The sequence below is a fragment of the Pseudomonas sp. O230 genome (genome assembly GCF_045447035.1).
Lineage (GTDB): Bacteria > Pseudomonadota > Gammaproteobacteria > Pseudomonadales > Pseudomonadaceae > Aquipseudomonas.
Genome location: NZ_JBJGXN010000007.1, coordinates 219,428 through 234,092 on the forward strand (window position 1 = coordinate 219,428; position 14,665 = coordinate 234,092).

Annotated in this window: 16 protein-coding genes; 9 read left to right on the top strand and 7 right to left on the bottom strand. The window is 60.5% G+C overall.

Translation table 11 applies throughout. The features are described from left to right. Positions 1 to 199 precede the first annotated feature (199 nt). Together ACI77H_RS16890 and cobF are read left to right on the top strand one after the other, a co-directional pair. The gene (locus ACI77H_RS16890; RefSeq protein WP_407012880.1) at positions 200 to 772 is read left to right on the top strand and encodes a histidine phosphatase family protein; all 573 of its coding nucleotides are present in this window, start codon (positions 200 to 202) and stop codon (positions 770 to 772) included. Beyond that, entirely contained in the window at positions 772 to 1,527 is a 756-nt protein-coding gene (gene cobF / locus ACI77H_RS16895; RefSeq protein WP_407012882.1) for a precorrin-6A synthase (deacetylating), read from the top strand. The genes ACI77H_RS16890 and cobF overlap by 1 nt, the downstream gene beginning before the upstream one ends. Positions 1,528 to 1,662: 135 nt before the next feature. On the opposite strand, the gene ftrA is transcribed toward cobF, so the two are convergent. Next, the gene (gene ftrA / locus ACI77H_RS16900) at positions 1,663 to 2,637 is read right to left on the bottom strand and encodes a transcriptional regulator FtrA (protein ID WP_407012883.1); all 975 of its coding nucleotides are present in this window, start codon (positions 2,635 to 2,637) and stop codon (positions 1,663 to 1,665) included. A 101-nt stretch (positions 2,638 to 2,738) separates the two neighbouring features. Between ftrA and ACI77H_RS16905 the strand changes: the two genes are divergently transcribed. Further along, positions 2,739 to 3,173, top strand: coding sequence for a rhodanese-like domain-containing protein (locus ACI77H_RS16905; RefSeq protein WP_407012884.1), 435 nt, complete (start codon positions 2,739 to 2,741; stop codon positions 3,171 to 3,173). 111 nt (positions 3,174 to 3,284) lie between these two features. On the opposite strand, the gene ACI77H_RS16910 is transcribed toward ACI77H_RS16905, so the two are convergent. Then, entirely contained in the window at positions 3,285 to 3,944 is a 660-nt protein-coding gene (locus tag ACI77H_RS16910; RefSeq protein WP_407013077.1) for a type 1 glutamine amidotransferase, read from the bottom strand. Between the two features lie 174 nt (positions 3,945 to 4,118). Here ACI77H_RS16910 and ACI77H_RS16915 point away from each other — a divergent pair, with 174 nt between their 5' ends. The 3 genes from ACI77H_RS16915 (at position 4,119) to ACI77H_RS16925 (ending at position 7,153) form a co-directional block, all read left to right on the top strand. Further along, positions 4,119 to 4,898: an ABC transporter substrate-binding protein gene (locus ACI77H_RS16915; protein WP_407012885.1), complete on the top strand. Its 780-nt coding sequence runs from the start codon at positions 4,119 to 4,121 to the stop codon at positions 4,896 to 4,898. 214 nt (positions 4,899 to 5,112) lie between these two features. Then, positions 5,113 to 6,225 (top strand): M14 family metallopeptidase, encoded by a 1,113-nt coding sequence (locus tag ACI77H_RS16920; RefSeq protein WP_407012886.1) that lies wholly within the window; start codon positions 5,113 to 5,115, stop codon positions 6,223 to 6,225. A 211-nt stretch (positions 6,226 to 6,436) separates the two neighbouring features. Next, complete coding sequence (locus ACI77H_RS16925) at positions 6,437 to 7,153, top strand: alpha/beta hydrolase (protein ID WP_407012887.1); 717 nt, start codon at positions 6,437 to 6,439, stop codon at positions 7,151 to 7,153. Positions 7,154 to 7,156: 3 nt separating this feature from the next. Here the strand turns inward: ACI77H_RS16925 and ACI77H_RS16930 are convergent, their stop codons facing one another. From ACI77H_RS16930 to ACI77H_RS16940, 3 genes are all read right to left on the bottom strand, one after another. Next, positions 7,157 to 7,717, bottom strand: a complete 561-nt coding sequence (locus tag ACI77H_RS16930) for a hypothetical protein (protein ID WP_407012888.1) — start codon at positions 7,715 to 7,717, stop codon at positions 7,157 to 7,159. Positions 7,718 to 7,885: 168 nt separating this feature from the next. After that, positions 7,886 to 8,560 carry a glutathione S-transferase family protein gene (locus tag ACI77H_RS16935; protein ID WP_407012889.1) on the bottom strand — a complete coding sequence of 225 codons (675 nt, stop codon included), beginning with the start codon at positions 8,558 to 8,560 and terminating at the stop codon, positions 7,886 to 7,888. A gap of 84 nt (positions 8,561 to 8,644) precedes the next feature. After that, a complete protein-coding gene (locus ACI77H_RS16940; protein ID WP_407012890.1) occupies positions 8,645 to 9,436 on the bottom strand; it encodes a hypothetical protein in 792 nt (263 codons plus the stop codon). A gap of 157 nt (positions 9,437 to 9,593) precedes the next feature. Here ACI77H_RS16940 and ACI77H_RS16945 point away from each other — a divergent pair, with 157 nt between their 5' ends. Next, positions 9,594 to 10,127 (top strand): chalcone isomerase family protein, encoded by a 534-nt coding sequence (locus tag ACI77H_RS16945; RefSeq protein ID WP_407012891.1) that lies wholly within the window; start codon positions 9,594 to 9,596, stop codon positions 10,125 to 10,127. Between the two features lie 210 nt (positions 10,128 to 10,337). Continuing rightward, the gene (locus ACI77H_RS16950; protein WP_407012892.1) at positions 10,338 to 11,657 is read left to right on the top strand and encodes an Nramp family divalent metal transporter; all 1,320 of its coding nucleotides are present in this window, start codon (positions 10,338 to 10,340) and stop codon (positions 11,655 to 11,657) included. Between the two features lie 32 nt (positions 11,658 to 11,689). On the opposite strand, the gene ACI77H_RS16955 is transcribed toward ACI77H_RS16950, so the two are convergent. Continuing rightward, positions 11,690 to 12,583, bottom strand: coding sequence for a LysR substrate-binding domain-containing protein (locus ACI77H_RS16955; protein ID WP_407012893.1), 894 nt, complete (start codon positions 12,581 to 12,583; stop codon positions 11,690 to 11,692). Positions 12,584 to 12,698: 115 nt separating this feature from the next. Between ACI77H_RS16955 and ACI77H_RS16960 the strand changes: the two genes are divergently transcribed. Next, positions 12,699 to 13,301: an NADPH-dependent F420 reductase gene (locus tag ACI77H_RS16960; protein WP_407012894.1), complete on the top strand. Its 603-nt coding sequence runs from the start codon at positions 12,699 to 12,701 to the stop codon at positions 13,299 to 13,301. Between the two features lie 181 nt (positions 13,302 to 13,482). On the opposite strand, the gene ACI77H_RS16965 is transcribed toward ACI77H_RS16960, so the two are convergent. After that, entirely contained in the window at positions 13,483 to 14,664 is a 1,182-nt protein-coding gene (locus tag ACI77H_RS16965) for an acetyl-CoA C-acetyltransferase (RefSeq protein WP_407012895.1), read from the bottom strand. Position 14,665 lies beyond the last annotated feature (1 nt).

Here is a 14,665-nt window from a genome sequence, read left to right on the forward strand (position 1 = left end):
TGTGTCGGGGGCTACATCAATGTCGATCAACCTTGTAGGTCCTCGCTGACAGGGGTGTCGGAGATAGCTGTTTTTAAAGGGGAACAAGCGTAAGCAAGGGATGAAACGAAACGCCCCCGAATCGTGTTTCTTACGGCACAATTGCGCAAGTATTGGCGGTGTAATGCCGATTTTCTTTCCATTTACCGAGTGATCTTACGTGCAGGCGACCCGTTTGACCCTGATGTGCCACGCTCGAACCGTCGCACAGAAATTGGCGCGTTTTCCTACGGACGAGCCGGTGGAGATGAACTGGGAATCGGCAAGAGGTTCGTTGGGTTCCCGCTTCAAAAAGGCGCCGCGCCTGTTTTGTGCTCCGGAATTGCGAGCCCGGCAAACCGCCGGGTTGTTCATCGGTGACGTGGAGATTGTCGAGGCATTGAGGGAGTGTGATTTCGGGCGCTGGAAAGGTGCGCGGATTGACGATCTGCAGCAATCCGAACCCGAGACGTTGCAGACCTGGCTCGATGATCCGCAGTCGGCGCCTCACGGTGGCGAGTCGGTAGCGCAGCTCGGCGAGCGGGTGGCCGCCTGGCTGAAAACCCTGGAGGCAACACCGGGACACAGCGTTGCCATCACCCATCCCTTTGTCATTCGCGCGGCGCTGACTCACGTGCTGCAAAGTCCCGCGTTCAATCTGATCGATGTCGAACCGTTGTCAGCCATCGAATTGCGGTTCAATGGTCGCTGGCGTTTACGTGTGTTGGGCACAGACCTTGAGGGAACCTGTTGATGAAAAAACTGATGGTCATCGGCATCGGTGCCGGCAACCCCGACTACATCACGATGCAGGCCGTGAAGGCACTGAACCTCGTCGATGTGTTTTTCCTCATGGACAAGGGCCACAGCAAAGACAAACTGATCGACCTGCGCCGTGAGATTTGCCAGCGCTACATTACTGATCACGCCTACCGCTTCGTTGAAGCCCACAGCCCGGAGCGCGAGCGCGGAGATGTGGACTACGCGGCCAGTGTGGAAGATCTGAACCTTGCCAAGCAGCAGACCTTCGAACGGCTGATCAATGAGGAAATATCCGACGGCCAGTGTGGCGGATTCCTGGTGTGGGGTGATCCGGCGTTGTACGACAGCACCCTTCGGATCTTGCAGGCAATTCTGGCGTCCGGTCGCTGCGTCTTCGAGTTCGACGTGATCCCCGGTATCACCAGCGTTCAGGCACTGGCGGCCCAGCATAAAGTGCCGCTGAACCGCATCGGACGTTCATTCGAGATCACCACGGGCCGGCGCCTGGCGGCAGGACAGGTGAGCGATGCCGACAGTCTGGTGGTGATGCTCGATGCGCAAGATTCCTACCATCACGTGGCGGATCAGGAGACAGAGATTTACTGGGGGGCTTACCTGGGGACGCCGGATGAAATCCTCATCAGCGGCAAGCTCAAGGACGTGGCGGACGAGATAGAACGGGTCCGCAAGGCGGCGCGGCTGGTCAATGGCTGGATTATGGATACGTACCTGCTGCGTAAGCCTTGAGTTTACTGGTGTATTTGAGGCCCTTTTTGCGAGCAAGCCCGCTCCCACATTCGACTCCTGTGTGCCCTGATCTGGTGTACCACAGAGATTAAGTGTGGGAACGGGCTTGCTCGCGAAGGGGCCCTCAACCGTACCTCAAGAATTCGTTTTGACCTCCCGCCCAAACCGCTCCCGATACACCGACGGCGGCACGCCGACCACGTTGCGAAACGCCACCCGGAAGCTTTCCACCGAGCGATAGCCACATTGCTCGGCAATCTGCTCGGTGTTCCTGCTCGTGCTTTCCAGCAATTCACGGGCCCGCGCCAGGCGTTCATGCTGCAACCACGCTTTGGGCGGCATGCCCGTGGCTTCGGTAAACCGACGCAGGAACGTCCGTTCACTCATGGCCGCCTCGCTGGCCAGGTCACGGACCTCCAGCGGCTCATGCAAACACTCCCGAGCCCACTGCATCACGCGTGAAAGATCGCTGCGCGGCGTAGGACTGACCGGCGTCGGAATGAACTGCGCCTGGCCGCCTGTGCGCTGCGGTGACATTACCAGCCGTCGCGCCACCGTGTTGGCCACCTGGGTGCCGAAATCCCGTGCCACCAGATGCAGGCACGCATCGATGCCTGCCGCGCTGCCCGCCGACGTGATCAGTTGGCCCGAGTCGACGTAGAGCACGTCAGGGTCCACCAGGATGTTCGGGAAACGCGCCGCCAGTTCCGAGGTGTAGCGCCAATGCGTGGTGGCACCGTGACCGTCGAGCAAACCGGTCGCCGCCAGGACGAACACGCCCGAGCAGATCGACAGCAACCGCGCGCCCCGCGCATGGGCCTGGCGCAGGGCGCTGATCAGCGCTTCGGGCACCGCCGCGCTTCGGTCACGCCAACCGGGAATGATGATGGTTCGGGCGGCGCCGAGCAGTTCCATGCCGCCATCGGCCAGCACCTGGATGCCCCCCATGGCGCGCATCGGGCCTTGATCCACGGCGACGATCCGGTGTTCGTACCACGGGAAATCGAACTCCGGACGCGCCAGGCCGAAGATCTCCACGGCAATACCGAATTCGAACGTGCAAAGGCCGTCGTAGGCCAGAATCGCGACTAATCCAGGGCTGGGCTGCATTTGGCGGAAAGTTCCCGGTGAGTGTCTTGTGCGCCACTTTAGCCGCAAGCGCATGGCGGATAAAGTCTTCTCACACCCACAGAGACATTGGAGTACCGCTCATGACCAGCCTGGTCCGCAAAATTCCCGCCGCCCCATCGGCCATTGCCCTGATGCATTTCAGCAACCGTCTGACCTTTGAAACCGATTGTTCCGACGTCAACGCGAGCCAGCAGGCCGGTGAAGTGGATTTTGTTCTGGTGGACGTGCGCGGTCCGCAGGCGTTCGAGCGCGGTCATGTGCCGGGCGCGATCAATCTTCCGGGACGACTGCTGACCGCTGAAGGGTTGGCAACCTGGGCGAAATCCACGCTGTTCGTGGTTTATTGCGCCGGGCCACATTGCAACGGTGCCAACAAGGCAGCGGTGAAGCTGGCGGCGCTGGGTTACCCGGTCAAGGAAATGATCGGCGGGGTGACCGGGTGGCTGGACGAAGGGTTTGAGTTGAGCACCGAGGTGCAACGGCCAGCCACAACCGCAATCGGCTGCGAATGCTGATGTAGCTTTCCCTGTAGGAGCCGGCTTGCCGGCGATCGCGACCGTTCAGGCGATGGACGTGTCGGCTAATCCACCGCTATCGTCGGAACGCCGCCCGCAGCAAGCTGGCTCCTACAGGTTTCGGTTTTTTTTGTGATCTTTGGCTAACGCCCACCAGTCATCCAGCGTCGCCTGCAACCAGCCAAAAACGGCGGCGTGGGCGGCGCTGTCCGGTTCTCCCCGTGGCAGCGGCGATTCTTCGGCAAAGTGCGCATTGAGCGTCGCCACCGACTCGACATTCCATTCGGGGTGAAACTGCAAACCCACCCGCGCAGGCCCTGCGCGATACATCTGCTGCTCGCATTGATCGCTGCTGGCCAGTAGCTGCGCGCCGGGTGGCAGGTTGATGGCGTCTTCGTGCCATTCCAGTACGTCCAATACCTGACCATCGACAAAACGCACTGGCGTCCAGCCGGTTTCGGTTCGGTCCATTCGCCGCACATTCCCGCCCAGACTCAGCGCCAACAACTGCGCCCCCAGACAGATCGCAAACACTGCCGCGCCTTGATCCAGGCTGCGCGCCAGCCACTGGCGTTCGGCCTCCAGCCATGTCGGGCCGGCATTGGATTCATAAGGCCCGCCCAATAAAATCACCGGTTCGGCACTCACTGGCGGCAATTGACCGAGGTCGGCGCGCAAGACGTTCAGCGTCAATCCTCGGGAGACAGCCCAATCCGCAATCGCGCCCGGACCTTCGGCGGGGTGGTGCTGGATCAGGTTCAACGTGCGAATCTCATCATTCATTCTGCTCGCCTTTCTTATAAATATTTGTCGCCTATGCACAATTTACAGGCCTGAAGCCGCTCTAGACTGCCCGCCACTTCGGTCTTCTTCAATAAAAAAGCCATGACCGAACGCTAACAATCGAACGCTGCCAATAAAAGCCTCCGCCCACAGGAGTTATAAATGAAGAAGCTAGTGATGTTCGGTGCCCTGGCACTGTCGATGTTGTCCCTGACCGCTGTGGCCGATGACGCCAAGCCGATCCGCATCGGTATCGAAGCCGGTTACCCGCCATTCTCGATGAAAACCCCTGACGGCAAACTCACCGGTTTCGACGTCGATATCGGCGACGCGCTGTGCGAGCAGGCGAAACTGAAATGTACCTGGGTCGAGCAAGAGTTCGACGGTCTGATCCCGGCGCTGAAGGTCAAGAAGATCGATGCAATCCTGTCGTCCATGACCATCACCGACGACCGCAAGAAAAACGTCGATTTCACCATCAAGTACTACCACACCCCGGCGCGCTTCGTGATGAAGGAAGGCACCGACGTGAAAGACCCGTTGACCGAACTCAAGGGCAAGAAAGTCGGTGTGCTGCGCGCCAGTACCCACGACCGCTTCGCCACTGAAGTGCTGCAACCGGCCGGCATTATCCTGGTGCGTTACGGCTCCCAGCAGGAAGCCAACCTGGACATGGTCTCCGGCCGCCTCGACGCGATGCTGGCCGACTCGGTCAACCTCGACGACGGTTTCCTGAAAACCGACGCGGGCAAAGGTTTTGCTTTTGTCGGCCCGACTTACGAAGACGCCAAGTACTTCGGCGGCGGTGCCGGTATCGCGGTGCGCAAGGGTGATAAAGAGCTGGCGGACAAATTCAACACCGCCATCACTGAAATCCGTGCCAACGGCAAGTACAAGCAAGTGCAGGACAAGTACTTCGCTTTTGATGTGTACGGCGAGTAATTCAACCGTCTAAGAAAGTGGCAACCGTGAATGCGGTTGCCACTTTTTTTATGTGCCGTGATTTACCCAGCCCACACCTTTCCATTGTAGGAGCTGGCTTGCCAGCGATGACGGCCGCACATTCAACATCAATGTGGCTGTTAGATCGTCTTCGCTGGCAAGCCAGCGCCTAAAGGTTTCGTGATCCTGAGCGTCGGTTTCGACAGGAGTTTTTATGCAACGCATCGACCATTCATTGCCCTGGAGCCACCTGGGCACCGAGCGCAGCCTCAGCGTGTTTCGTTATGGCGCGGGCACACGCAAGGTTTACATCCAGGCCAGCCTGCACGCGGACGAACTGCCGGGCATGCGCACGGCGTGGGAGCTGAAAAAGCGCCTGGCCGAACTCGAAGCCCAAGGCCAGTTGCAAGGGGTGATCGAGTTGGTGCCGGTGGCCAATCCCATCGGTCTGGATCAGCATCTGCAAGGCAGCCACATGGGCCGTTTCGAGCTCGGCAGCGGCAAGAATTTCAACCGCTCGTTCGTCGAGCTGAGCGCGCCGGTGGGTGAGCTGATTGGCGATCAGTTGGGCGCCGATGCCCAAGCCAACATTGCGTTGATTCGTCAGGCAATGGGCCAGGTTCTCGACGGTTTGCCGGCCCCTGCGTCGCAGCTGGAAGCCATGCACCGCTTGCTGTTGCGCCACGCCTGCGATGCCGACATCACCCTCGATCTGCATTGCGATTTCGAAGCGGCTATTCATATTTATGCGCTGCCGCAACACTGGTCGCAATGGAAGTCCCTGGCGGCTCGGCTGAAGGCGGGCGTCGCGTTGTTGTGTGAAGACTCCGGCGGTAGCTCGTTCGACGAATCCTGCTCCTCACCGTGGTTGCGCTTGGCGAGGGCGTTCCCCGGGGCGGCGATTCCACCGGCCAACCTGGCGACGACGCTGGAGTTGGGCAGCATGGGCGATACGCGGGTCGATCAGGCCCAGGCCAATTGCGAAGCCATTCTCGGGTTCCTCGCCGAGCAGGGTTTCATCAAAGGCACCTGGCCGACTGCACCGAGTGAGTGCTGTGAAGGCATGCCTTTCGAAGGCACGGAATACCTGTTTGCGCCCCATCACGGTGTGGTCAGCTTCCTGCGTGAGGCCGGTGAATGGGTCGAGAAGGGCGATGCGCTGTTTGAAGTGGTCGACCCGTTGAACGACCGGGTGACCACGGTGCGCGCTGGCACCAGCGGTGTGCTGTTTGCCATTGATCGCGGGCGCTATACGCAACCCGGTACGTGGCAGGCGAAAGTCGCCGGGCGCGAGCCGATCCGGGTGGGGAAACTGATCAACGATTAACCGAGATATATTTGGCGCTTCATAAGGCCTCATCGTCGGAACGCCGCCCGGAGCAAGCCCGCTCCCACAGGAGAATGCGTTTCAAATGTGGGAGCGGGCTTGCTCCGGGCGGCGTTCCGACGATGACGACATCAGCAGCACCGAACATCCCCCGGCTGGCTTCACAGTGTTAGGCTCTGCCCCGAATCCTGCGCTCTGTGAAGGAAGGTTTATGTTGAAGGTTCTCGCTCTGCTGACACTCCTGGTGTCCACCGCCGTCCACGCCCAAACCCCGCTGCACACTGATCTGCCGCTCAAATACCTGGAACAGGCCAACCCCGAATCGGTCAATCAACCCCTGGTCATTTTCCTCCACGGCTACGGCAGCAACGAACAGGACCTGTTCGGCATCAAGGATGAATTGCCTGCCCAATACAACTACCTGTCGGTGCGCGCGCCGATGGTCATGGAGGAGGGCAGCTATCAGTGGTTTCGCAAAAAGGGAGAAGGTGCCTACAACGGCGAGACGGATGATCTGAAGGCCAGCGGCCAGGTGTTGCTGGATTTCGTCGCACAGGCTGCGAAGAAATATCACACAGAACCGAACAAGGTTTTCCTGGTGGGCTTCAGCCAGGGCGCGATCATGTCTTACGAGGTCGCGTTGCGTCATCCCGAAGCCGTCGGCGGAATTGCTGCGTTGAGCGGGCGGATTCTGCCAGTGCTCAAGTCTGAGCTCAAAATCGATGAAAAGCGCCAGAAACTGGCGATTTTCATCGGGCATGGCACGGCGGACAAACGCCTTCCTTTCAACGACGGCACCGAGGCGGACAGCCTGTTGCAGAGCCTTTCACTCAAGCCTGAATTTCACGCCTACCCCGGCGTCGGTCACAGCATCAGTGGCACAGAGATGCAGGACTTGAGCGCCTGGTTGCAGCGGCTCAATCCCTGAGCCCTATTTGCCGGAAACGATCTGCTTGACCAGCGTTTCGTGGCCGGCATTGTCGCTGAGGCGGGAAATCACCTGAACCAGCGCCATACGCTTGCCTGAGGCGGCCATCAGCGTGGTGTCGAGGGTTTTGCCGCCACCCTGGGTGGCGATGCTGTCGATCTGTCGCAGTCCCAGCCCGGTGCCTTTCTGCGTGATGCTTTTTTCACTGAGCTTGGTGAAGTCCGGCAATGCCTTGGCTTGGTGGGTGGCGAAGTCGGACGCCGTCGCGTCAAGGAACTCACCGTCGTTGTCCTTGGCGTTGACGCCGCCGGGGATGGCGTTCTCAGCGGCGATCACCACGGTTTTCGTGGTTTCGTTGGTGTACATGGTGCCACTCGCACCGCTCGCGTCCGCCGCAAGCGGATTGGCAATAAAGCCCTTTGGCAGGGTGAATTTGAATTTGCCGCCCAGCATCGAGACGTTCTGCGCTGGCGCTACCTCTTTAGCCGCCTGTGCATTCAAAGCCCCCAGACTGGCAACCGCTGTCAGCAGCAGGACAACGGCTTTTTTACTCAACAAAGACATTCAAAATCTCCAGGGTGGTCGCGCGGTGGGGGGCGATCATCCCATGGAGGTCGTGATGCTTTCCAGCGTGGGCTAACGGACGGTCGGGGTGTTCAGCATGGAACCCGCCGAATCGCCCGCGCCGCTGTGGTGAGGCGAGCACTCACCACAGGGGCAGGTCGAAGTGGCTTACTGCGCCTGGTTTTGCGGAAACAGATTGCGCCGGGTTTCTTCGTCGAATTCGGCTTTCAGCACCAGTTTCTCTTTAAGGCCCTGGGCGCGTTGGGCGGCCGGGCGGGCGCTGATTTCATCGAACAGACGCTTGACGTTCGGGTACGCCGCCAAACCGTTCTCGCCGAGGATGTACGGCGCGTAATTGGCCCAGCCCCACAAAGCCATGTCGGCGATGCTGTAGGTGTCGCCAGCCAGGTATTGATGGTCGGCCAGACGCTGATCGAGCACGCGGTAATGACGCTCGACTTCCTTGAGGTAACGGTTTTTCGCGTAGGCCAGGTCTTCCGGGGCGTGATGCAGGAAATGCACCGCCTGGCCGGAGAATGGCGACAGGCCGGTGGCGATGAACATCAGCCACGACAGCAGTTCGGCCTGGCCGGCAAGGGAGGTCGGCAGGTAGCGCTGATGTTTTTGCGCGAGGTGCAACAGGATCGCCTGGGAGTCGAACACGGTGGCGTCGCCATCGACCAGCGCTGGCACTTTGGCGTTCGGGTTGATCGCCAGAAAGGCTGGCTGGTGTTGCTCGCCCTTGAAGGTGTCGACGCCGATCAATTCGTACGGCGTTTGCAGTTCTTCCAGCAGCAGGGCGACTTTCATCGGGTTGGGCGAAGGGTGGAAAAAGAATTTCATGGTGTAGGCCTCAGTCAGTGGTGGGTCAGGAACTGAGGCTGATAGTGGGCGAAACCCGTTCGATTGACGTACGAGGTTGTTGTTCTACTCGTTCGAAATAGTTGAACGGGTTGTGGGCGTTGCCACTGGTTTGGCCAACAGGCGTTTGGTCACGCCGAGCATGGCCACGGACACCGCGACGCCCAGGCCAAAGGCCTTGAGACCCATGCCCGGCAAGGTCAGCGCCAGGACCAGGCAGAAGGCGCTAAACGAATACATCCCGGTCGCCGTGGCTCGCAGTAACGCTGCGGTAAACGCTGGGCCGCGGGTTTGCTGGGAAAAAACCGCCATCACGCTGCCCAGCACCGGGAACACCGCGAGCAAGCCGCTCCAGCGTTCACCGACGGTGCTGGCGAGCCAGGTGACCGCAAGGGTCAGCAGGGCGCCGGCCATCATGCGCAGCAGCAATCTGTCGGACTTCGGCGCCGGCCCCGAGACGATCGGCTGCACGTTGGGAAACAGGTACGGCGCGGCCAGCAACGCGGTCGCGGCGACAATCACCGAGAACAACAGGGACGGCGCAATCAGCGACAGCACAGCCGCGACCGTCGCCCAGACCAGCAATGAAACCGTCAGCGCCCATGGCCATCCCGCCCGTTGGGCGACCTGGGCGTAGGTCACGCAGAAGGCAATCATCGCGAACATCGCGGATAACGCAGCGGTCGCCGATTGCGCGGCAAACACTTCACCTTGTTCGATAGCGAGGAAAAACAGAATCGGTCCGACCACCACCGGTAACCCCGACAGCCAACCGGCTACACTCGGGCCCCAGCGTTTGCCCGCGAGGGAGATCAGTAAAAGAAACCCGGGAATGACCAGCAGTTTGAGCAGCAGCACGAAGGCGCCTCCGACCTGTGTGAGGCGGCAACGTTAGCATTGCCGAAGATGGATTGCTGCATGGATTGTTGATTTTTGTATACAAAGTTGAAAGCTTGTACGGCAACACATTTTGCGTATAAGTATCAGCCTCCATTCGTGCTGAATCGAGCCGATCATGAACCGATCCCGATCACCTTTGCGTCATGTCCTGTGGTTGTTGTTAGTGCTTGGCAGTCAAGCGTTGGCCAATTGGCAAGATGCACTTCCCGGCGCCCGGATCGTTGGCACTGGCGAGTTTCGGGTGTTCGGGTTCGATGTCTACAACGCCCGGCTCTGGAGCGCCGCGCAGCCATTTGCGAGCGACCAGCCGTTTGCCCTGGAGCTGATTTATCAGCGCAGGATTTCCCGGGACGATCTGGTGCAGGCCAGCGTCGATGAAATCAAGCGATTGTCGGGGGCGGCGGTCAGTGCCGGGCAACTTGCGGCATGGCAGGCGCAGATGCAGCAGGCGTTTGTCGATGTCCAGGCCGGGACCCGACTCACCGGGGTTTACCTGCCGGGGCAGGGCGCACGCTTTTTTGTCGGCCAGCAGTTGCAGTACGAGGTGAAGGACCCGGCGTTCGCCCGGGCGTTTTTTGATATCTGGCTCGACCCGCGCACGCGCAACCCCGAGTTGCGTCAGCAATTGCTGGGCACTGCACAACCCTGAGGTTTCCACTCCGTTTTGTAGGAGCAAGCTTGCTCGCGATGGCAGCACCGCGGTGGTCCAGAGGTTCCGCGTCATCGTTTATCGCGAGCAAGCTTGCTCCTACAAAAGCAAACGGAAACAGCAACGCGCTGATCTTTTGGTTTTTGTCTGTACACCGAAAAGCGCGAAACGTCTAAGCTGCGCCCTCCCGCCCGTTTTTGGAATGTTTGCGTGAATTTCAGTTTGCCCAAAGTCGCCACTGCGCCGTTTTGCCCGCCGGAAGTGGCGGGCAGCGTTGCCGTTGACCCTCGCGCGTCGTTCTTCAAACGTGTCCTGCGTTTTGCCGGACCGGGCTTGCTGGTGTCCATCGGCTACATGGACCCGGGCAACTGGGCCACCGCCATTGAGGCCGGTTCGCGGTTTGGTTACAGCCTGTTGTTTGTGGTGCTGCTGGCAAGTCTGGCGGGGATGGTGGTGCAGTGTTTGTGCTCGCGCCTGGGCATCGCCACCGGGCGCGATCTGGCGCAGTTGTCCCGCGAGCGCTACAGCACGCGGACCGCGCGTACCCAATGGGTGCTGGCGGAAATTTCGATCATCGCCACCGACCTTGCCGAAGTGCTCGGCTGCGCCCTGGCGTTCCATCTGTTGCTGGGCTGTTCGTTGAGCGTCGGCATCGCCCTCACGGCATTCGACACGCTGCTGGTACTGGCCCTGCAGAACCGTGGCTTCCGCCGACTGGAAGCGATCATGCTGGTGCTGGTGAGTACCATCGGTGTGTGTTTCTTCGTTGAATTGTTGTTGATCAAGCCTTACTGGCCGGACGTCGCACGGGGCTTTACGCCGTCACTGTCGGCCATCGGCGATGCCGCGCCGCTGTACCTGGCCATCGGGATTCTCGGGGCGACGGTGATGCCGCATAACTTGTACCTGCACACCTCGATCGTACAGACCCGGATGATCGGCAAGGACCTGGCCAGCAAACAGGACGCGGTGAAACTGGCGCGCATCGATACCATCGGTTCCCTGGCGCTGGCCCTGCTGGTCAACGCTGCGATCCTGATCCTCGCAGCGGCGGCCTTCCACAAGACCGGGCACACTGACGTGGTCGACATTCAGGACGCCTATCACTTGCTTGATCCGCTGGTGGGCGGCGCATTGGCCAGCGTCCTGTTTGGCGTCGCGTTACTGGCGTCCGGTCAGAGTTCGACGTTTACCGGCACCATCGCCGGGCAAGTGATCATGGAGGGTTACCTCAACCTGCGGATTCCCTGCTGGCAGCGGCGATTGATTACGCGGGGGTTGGCGTTGATCCCGGCGTTTATTGGCGTGTGGCTGATGGGGGATAACGCGATTGGTAAGCTGCTGGTGTTGAGCCAGGTGGTGTTGAGTTTGCAGTTGCCGTTTGCACTGTACCCGTTGATTCGCATGACCAACGACCGTCAGTTGATGGGGCCGTTTGTGAATCGGCTGCCGACGCGGGTATTGGCGTGGGGGTTGTTTACGGTGATCAGTGGGGCGAATAGCTGGCTGATCTTTCAGTTTTTTGGGTGACGGGTCGTTCCGACGATGAACGATGACGCGGTCTACCGCTGAAACGCGTCAACCACAAAATCAATAAAAACCCGAGTCTTGGCCGGCATCAGCGTCCGGCTTGGGTAGTACAGCGAGATCGGCCCCGCATCGGCGTGCCAGTCCGGCAGCAAGCGCACCAGTTCACCGCGCTGGATGTGCGTGACGACATCGGGCAACACCAGCAGCGTCACACCCAGGCCGAGGATTGCGGCTTCACGCATGGCGGCCGGATCGTTGAGCACGATGTTTTCGTTCAGGTCGGCGCGCTCTTCATGGCCCGCACGATCATGCATCACCCACTGACGAATCCGCCCGGTGCGAATGCCGCGCATCACGATGCCGGTGTGTCCGAGCAGATCGGCCGGGGTATGCGGCAGCATGCGTCCTGCCAGGTAGCCCGGTGAAGCCACAGCGACGATATCCGCCGCCGCCAACGTCCGCGAGATAACCCCCGGCGTGAGTTCGAAGCCGCCACCAATGGCTGCGTCATAGCTTTCGGCAATCAAGTCCACCTGGCGATTTTCAAAGTGCCATTCCGGGCGAATCAACGGATAACGCGCGAGGAACGTCGGCAACAACGGCAACACATGACCGATGCCAAACGTCGGCGCCAGGCTGACTTTGAGTACACCTGCCGGCTCGCCGCGATCACTGTTCACGGCACTGATCGCCGCTTGCAACGCCGCCAGATTGCCACCGATGCTGGCCAGAAAACCCTCACCGGCTTCAGTGAGCGAGAGCTTGCGGGTCGAACGTTGAAACAGCCGCACACCGATATTGCGTTCGAGCATCGCCACGTTGCGGCTGACCGCGGCGGGTGTCAGCGCCAGTAACCGTGCAGCAGCAGAAAAACTGCCCGTTTCGGCGCTGCGCACAAAAGATTCGAGGTTGGCGAGGGTTTCCATGGCGAGCACCTACTATCAATGCTTGAAAATAATTCAAATCATTACCCGCTAATCAAGCGCTAATGGCAAGCGCAGTATTCACGCCAACGACAACCCCCCCTTGGAGTGAATAACCATGAGTACTATCGGCATCATCGGCGCTGGCGCCATTGGTTCAGCGTTTGCCAGAGCCTTGTCCCGCCAGGGCATCGAACTCGTCATTGCCAACAGCCGTGGACCTGAAACGCTGGCGGCCCTGGTGGCAGAACTCGGCACGACGGCCCGTGCTGGCACTCGCGAAGAAGCGGCCGCACAAGCCATCGTTCTGGTCGCGGTCAACTGGTCGAAATTGCCCACGGCGCTGGCCGGCCTGCCCGACTTCGGCGGGCGGATCGTGATCGACGCCAACAATTCGATCGAGGCGCCGTCGTTCAAGGCTGTGGATTTGCAGGGCCGTCCGTCCAGCGAAGTGTTTGCCGAATGGGTGCCGGGGGCGCGGGTGGTGAAGGCGTTCAATCACTTGGCGGCGCGTTTGCTGGAGAGTGATCCGGCGGCGGAGGGTGGTCGGCGGGTGCTGTTTGTGTCCGGCGATGATGCCGAGGCGAAAGCTCAGGTGGGCGCGTTGATCGAGCGCTTGGGCTTTTTCGGGATCGATCTTGGGGAATTGAGCGTCGGCGCGCGACTGGCGCAGTTTCCGGGTGGCCCGTTGCCGATATTGAACCTGGTGAAGTTCGCCTGAATGCAAATCTGTAGGAGCCAGCTTGCTGGCGATGGCGGTGTGTCAGGTGACATCAATGTTGATTGATGTACCACTATCGCCAGCAAGCTGGCTCCTACAAAAATGCTCCCTCGCTATGACGCGGGGGTTGTTGCCAGACTGCGCGGATCTTCGTGGGTCCCCGCGCCGTCTGTTGAACGCGTTAAGCCCGTTCGATCGCCAGTGCCACGCCCTGACCACCACCGATGCACAGGGTGGCGAGGCCTTTCTTGGCGTCGCGCTTGATCATTTCATGCAGCAGGGTCACCAGCACCCGGCAACCCGAGGCACCGATCGGATGGCCCAGGGCAATGGCGCCGCCGTTGACGTTGACCTTGTCCAGGTCCCATTCCAGGTCCTTGGCCACCGCCAGGGATTGCGCGGCGAAGGCTTCGTTGGCCTCGATCAGGTCCAGTTGTTCGATGGACCAACCGGCCTTGCTCAAGCAACGACGAGTGGCCGAGACCGGGCCGATGCCCATGATCGCCGGGTCGACGCCCGCGTTGGCATAAGCAGCAATTTTTGCCAGCACCGGCAGACCCAGGGCCTTGGCTTTTTCCGCGCTCATCAGGATCACGGCGGCGGCGCCGTCATTCAGCGACGAGGCGTTACCGGCGGTTACCGAACCGTCCTTTTTAAAGGCTGGTTTCAGTTTGCCCAGGGCTTCGGCGGTGGTGCCGGCGCGTGGCTGCTCGTCGGTGGCGAAGGACAGCGGATCACCCTTGCGCTGCGGGATCAGGATCGGCGTGATCTCATCGACAAAACGCCCGGCTTCGATGGCGGCCGTGGCTTTCTGTTGTGAGGTCGCAGCGAAGGCGTCCTGTTGCTCGCGGGTCAGGCTGTACTTTTCAGCCAGGTTCTCGGCGGTGATGCCCATGTGGTAATCGTTGAACGCATCCCACAGGCCGTCGCTGATCATGGTGTCGACGATTTGCGCGTGCCCCATGCGCAGACCGGTGCGCGCACCGGGCATCACGTAGTTGGACAGGCTCATGTTTTCCTGGCCGCCGGCAATGATCACGTCGGCATCGCCGCAGCGAATCGCCTGAGTGGCCAGGTGCAGCGCTTTGAGGCCCGAGCCGCAGACCTTGTTCAGGGTCATCGCAGGCACGGTGAAGGGCAGGCCGGCCTTGATCGCGGATTGGCGCGCAGGGTTTTGCCCGGCGCCGGCGGTCAACACCTGGCCCATGATCACTTCATCGACTTCGGCCGGGTTCAGGCCGGTTTGCGCCAGCAACTGACGGATCACCGCAGCACCGAGGTCTACGGCGGACACATTGGCCAGCGAGCCCTGGAAGCTGCCGATGGCAGTACGGGTGGCGGCGACAATGACGACTTCTTGCATG

Bases quoted from the DNA above. Each gene is read 5' to 3' on its own strand.
- cobF (WP_407012882.1), top strand. From the start codon at position 772: ATGAAAAAACTGATGGTCATCGGCATCGGTGCCGGCAACCCCGACTAC.
- ftrA (WP_407012883.1), bottom strand. From the start codon at position 2,637: ATGCAGCCCAGCCCTGGATTAGTCGCGATTCTGGCCTACGACGGCCTT.
- ACI77H_RS16905 (WP_407012884.1), top strand. From the start codon at position 2,739: ATGACCAGCCTGGTCCGCAAAATTCCCGCCGCCCCATCGGCCATTGCC.
- ACI77H_RS16915 (WP_407012885.1), top strand. From the start codon at position 4,119: ATGAAGAAGCTAGTGATGTTCGGTGCCCTGGCACTGTCGATGTTGTCC.
- ACI77H_RS16920 (WP_407012886.1), top strand. From the start codon at position 5,113: ATGCAACGCATCGACCATTCATTGCCCTGGAGCCACCTGGGCACCGAG.
- ACI77H_RS16925 (WP_407012887.1), top strand. From the start codon at position 6,437: ATGTTGAAGGTTCTCGCTCTGCTGACACTCCTGGTGTCCACCGCCGTC.
- ACI77H_RS16930 (WP_407012888.1), bottom strand. From the start codon at position 7,717: ATGTCTTTGTTGAGTAAAAAAGCCGTTGTCCTGCTGCTGACAGCGGTT.
- ACI77H_RS16935 (WP_407012889.1), bottom strand. From the start codon at position 8,560: ATGAAATTCTTTTTCCACCCTTCGCCCAACCCGATGAAAGTCGCCCTG.
- ACI77H_RS16945 (WP_407012891.1), top strand. From the start codon at position 9,594: ATGAACCGATCCCGATCACCTTTGCGTCATGTCCTGTGGTTGTTGTTA.
- ACI77H_RS16955 (WP_407012893.1), bottom strand. From the start codon at position 12,583: ATGGAAACCCTCGCCAACCTCGAATCTTTTGTGCGCAGCGCCGAAACG.
- ACI77H_RS16960 (WP_407012894.1), top strand. From the start codon at position 12,699: ATGAGTACTATCGGCATCATCGGCGCTGGCGCCATTGGTTCAGCGTTT.
- ACI77H_RS16965 (WP_407012895.1), bottom strand. From the start codon at position 14,664: ATGCAAGAAGTCGTCATTGTCGCCGCCACCCGTACTGCCATCGGCAGC.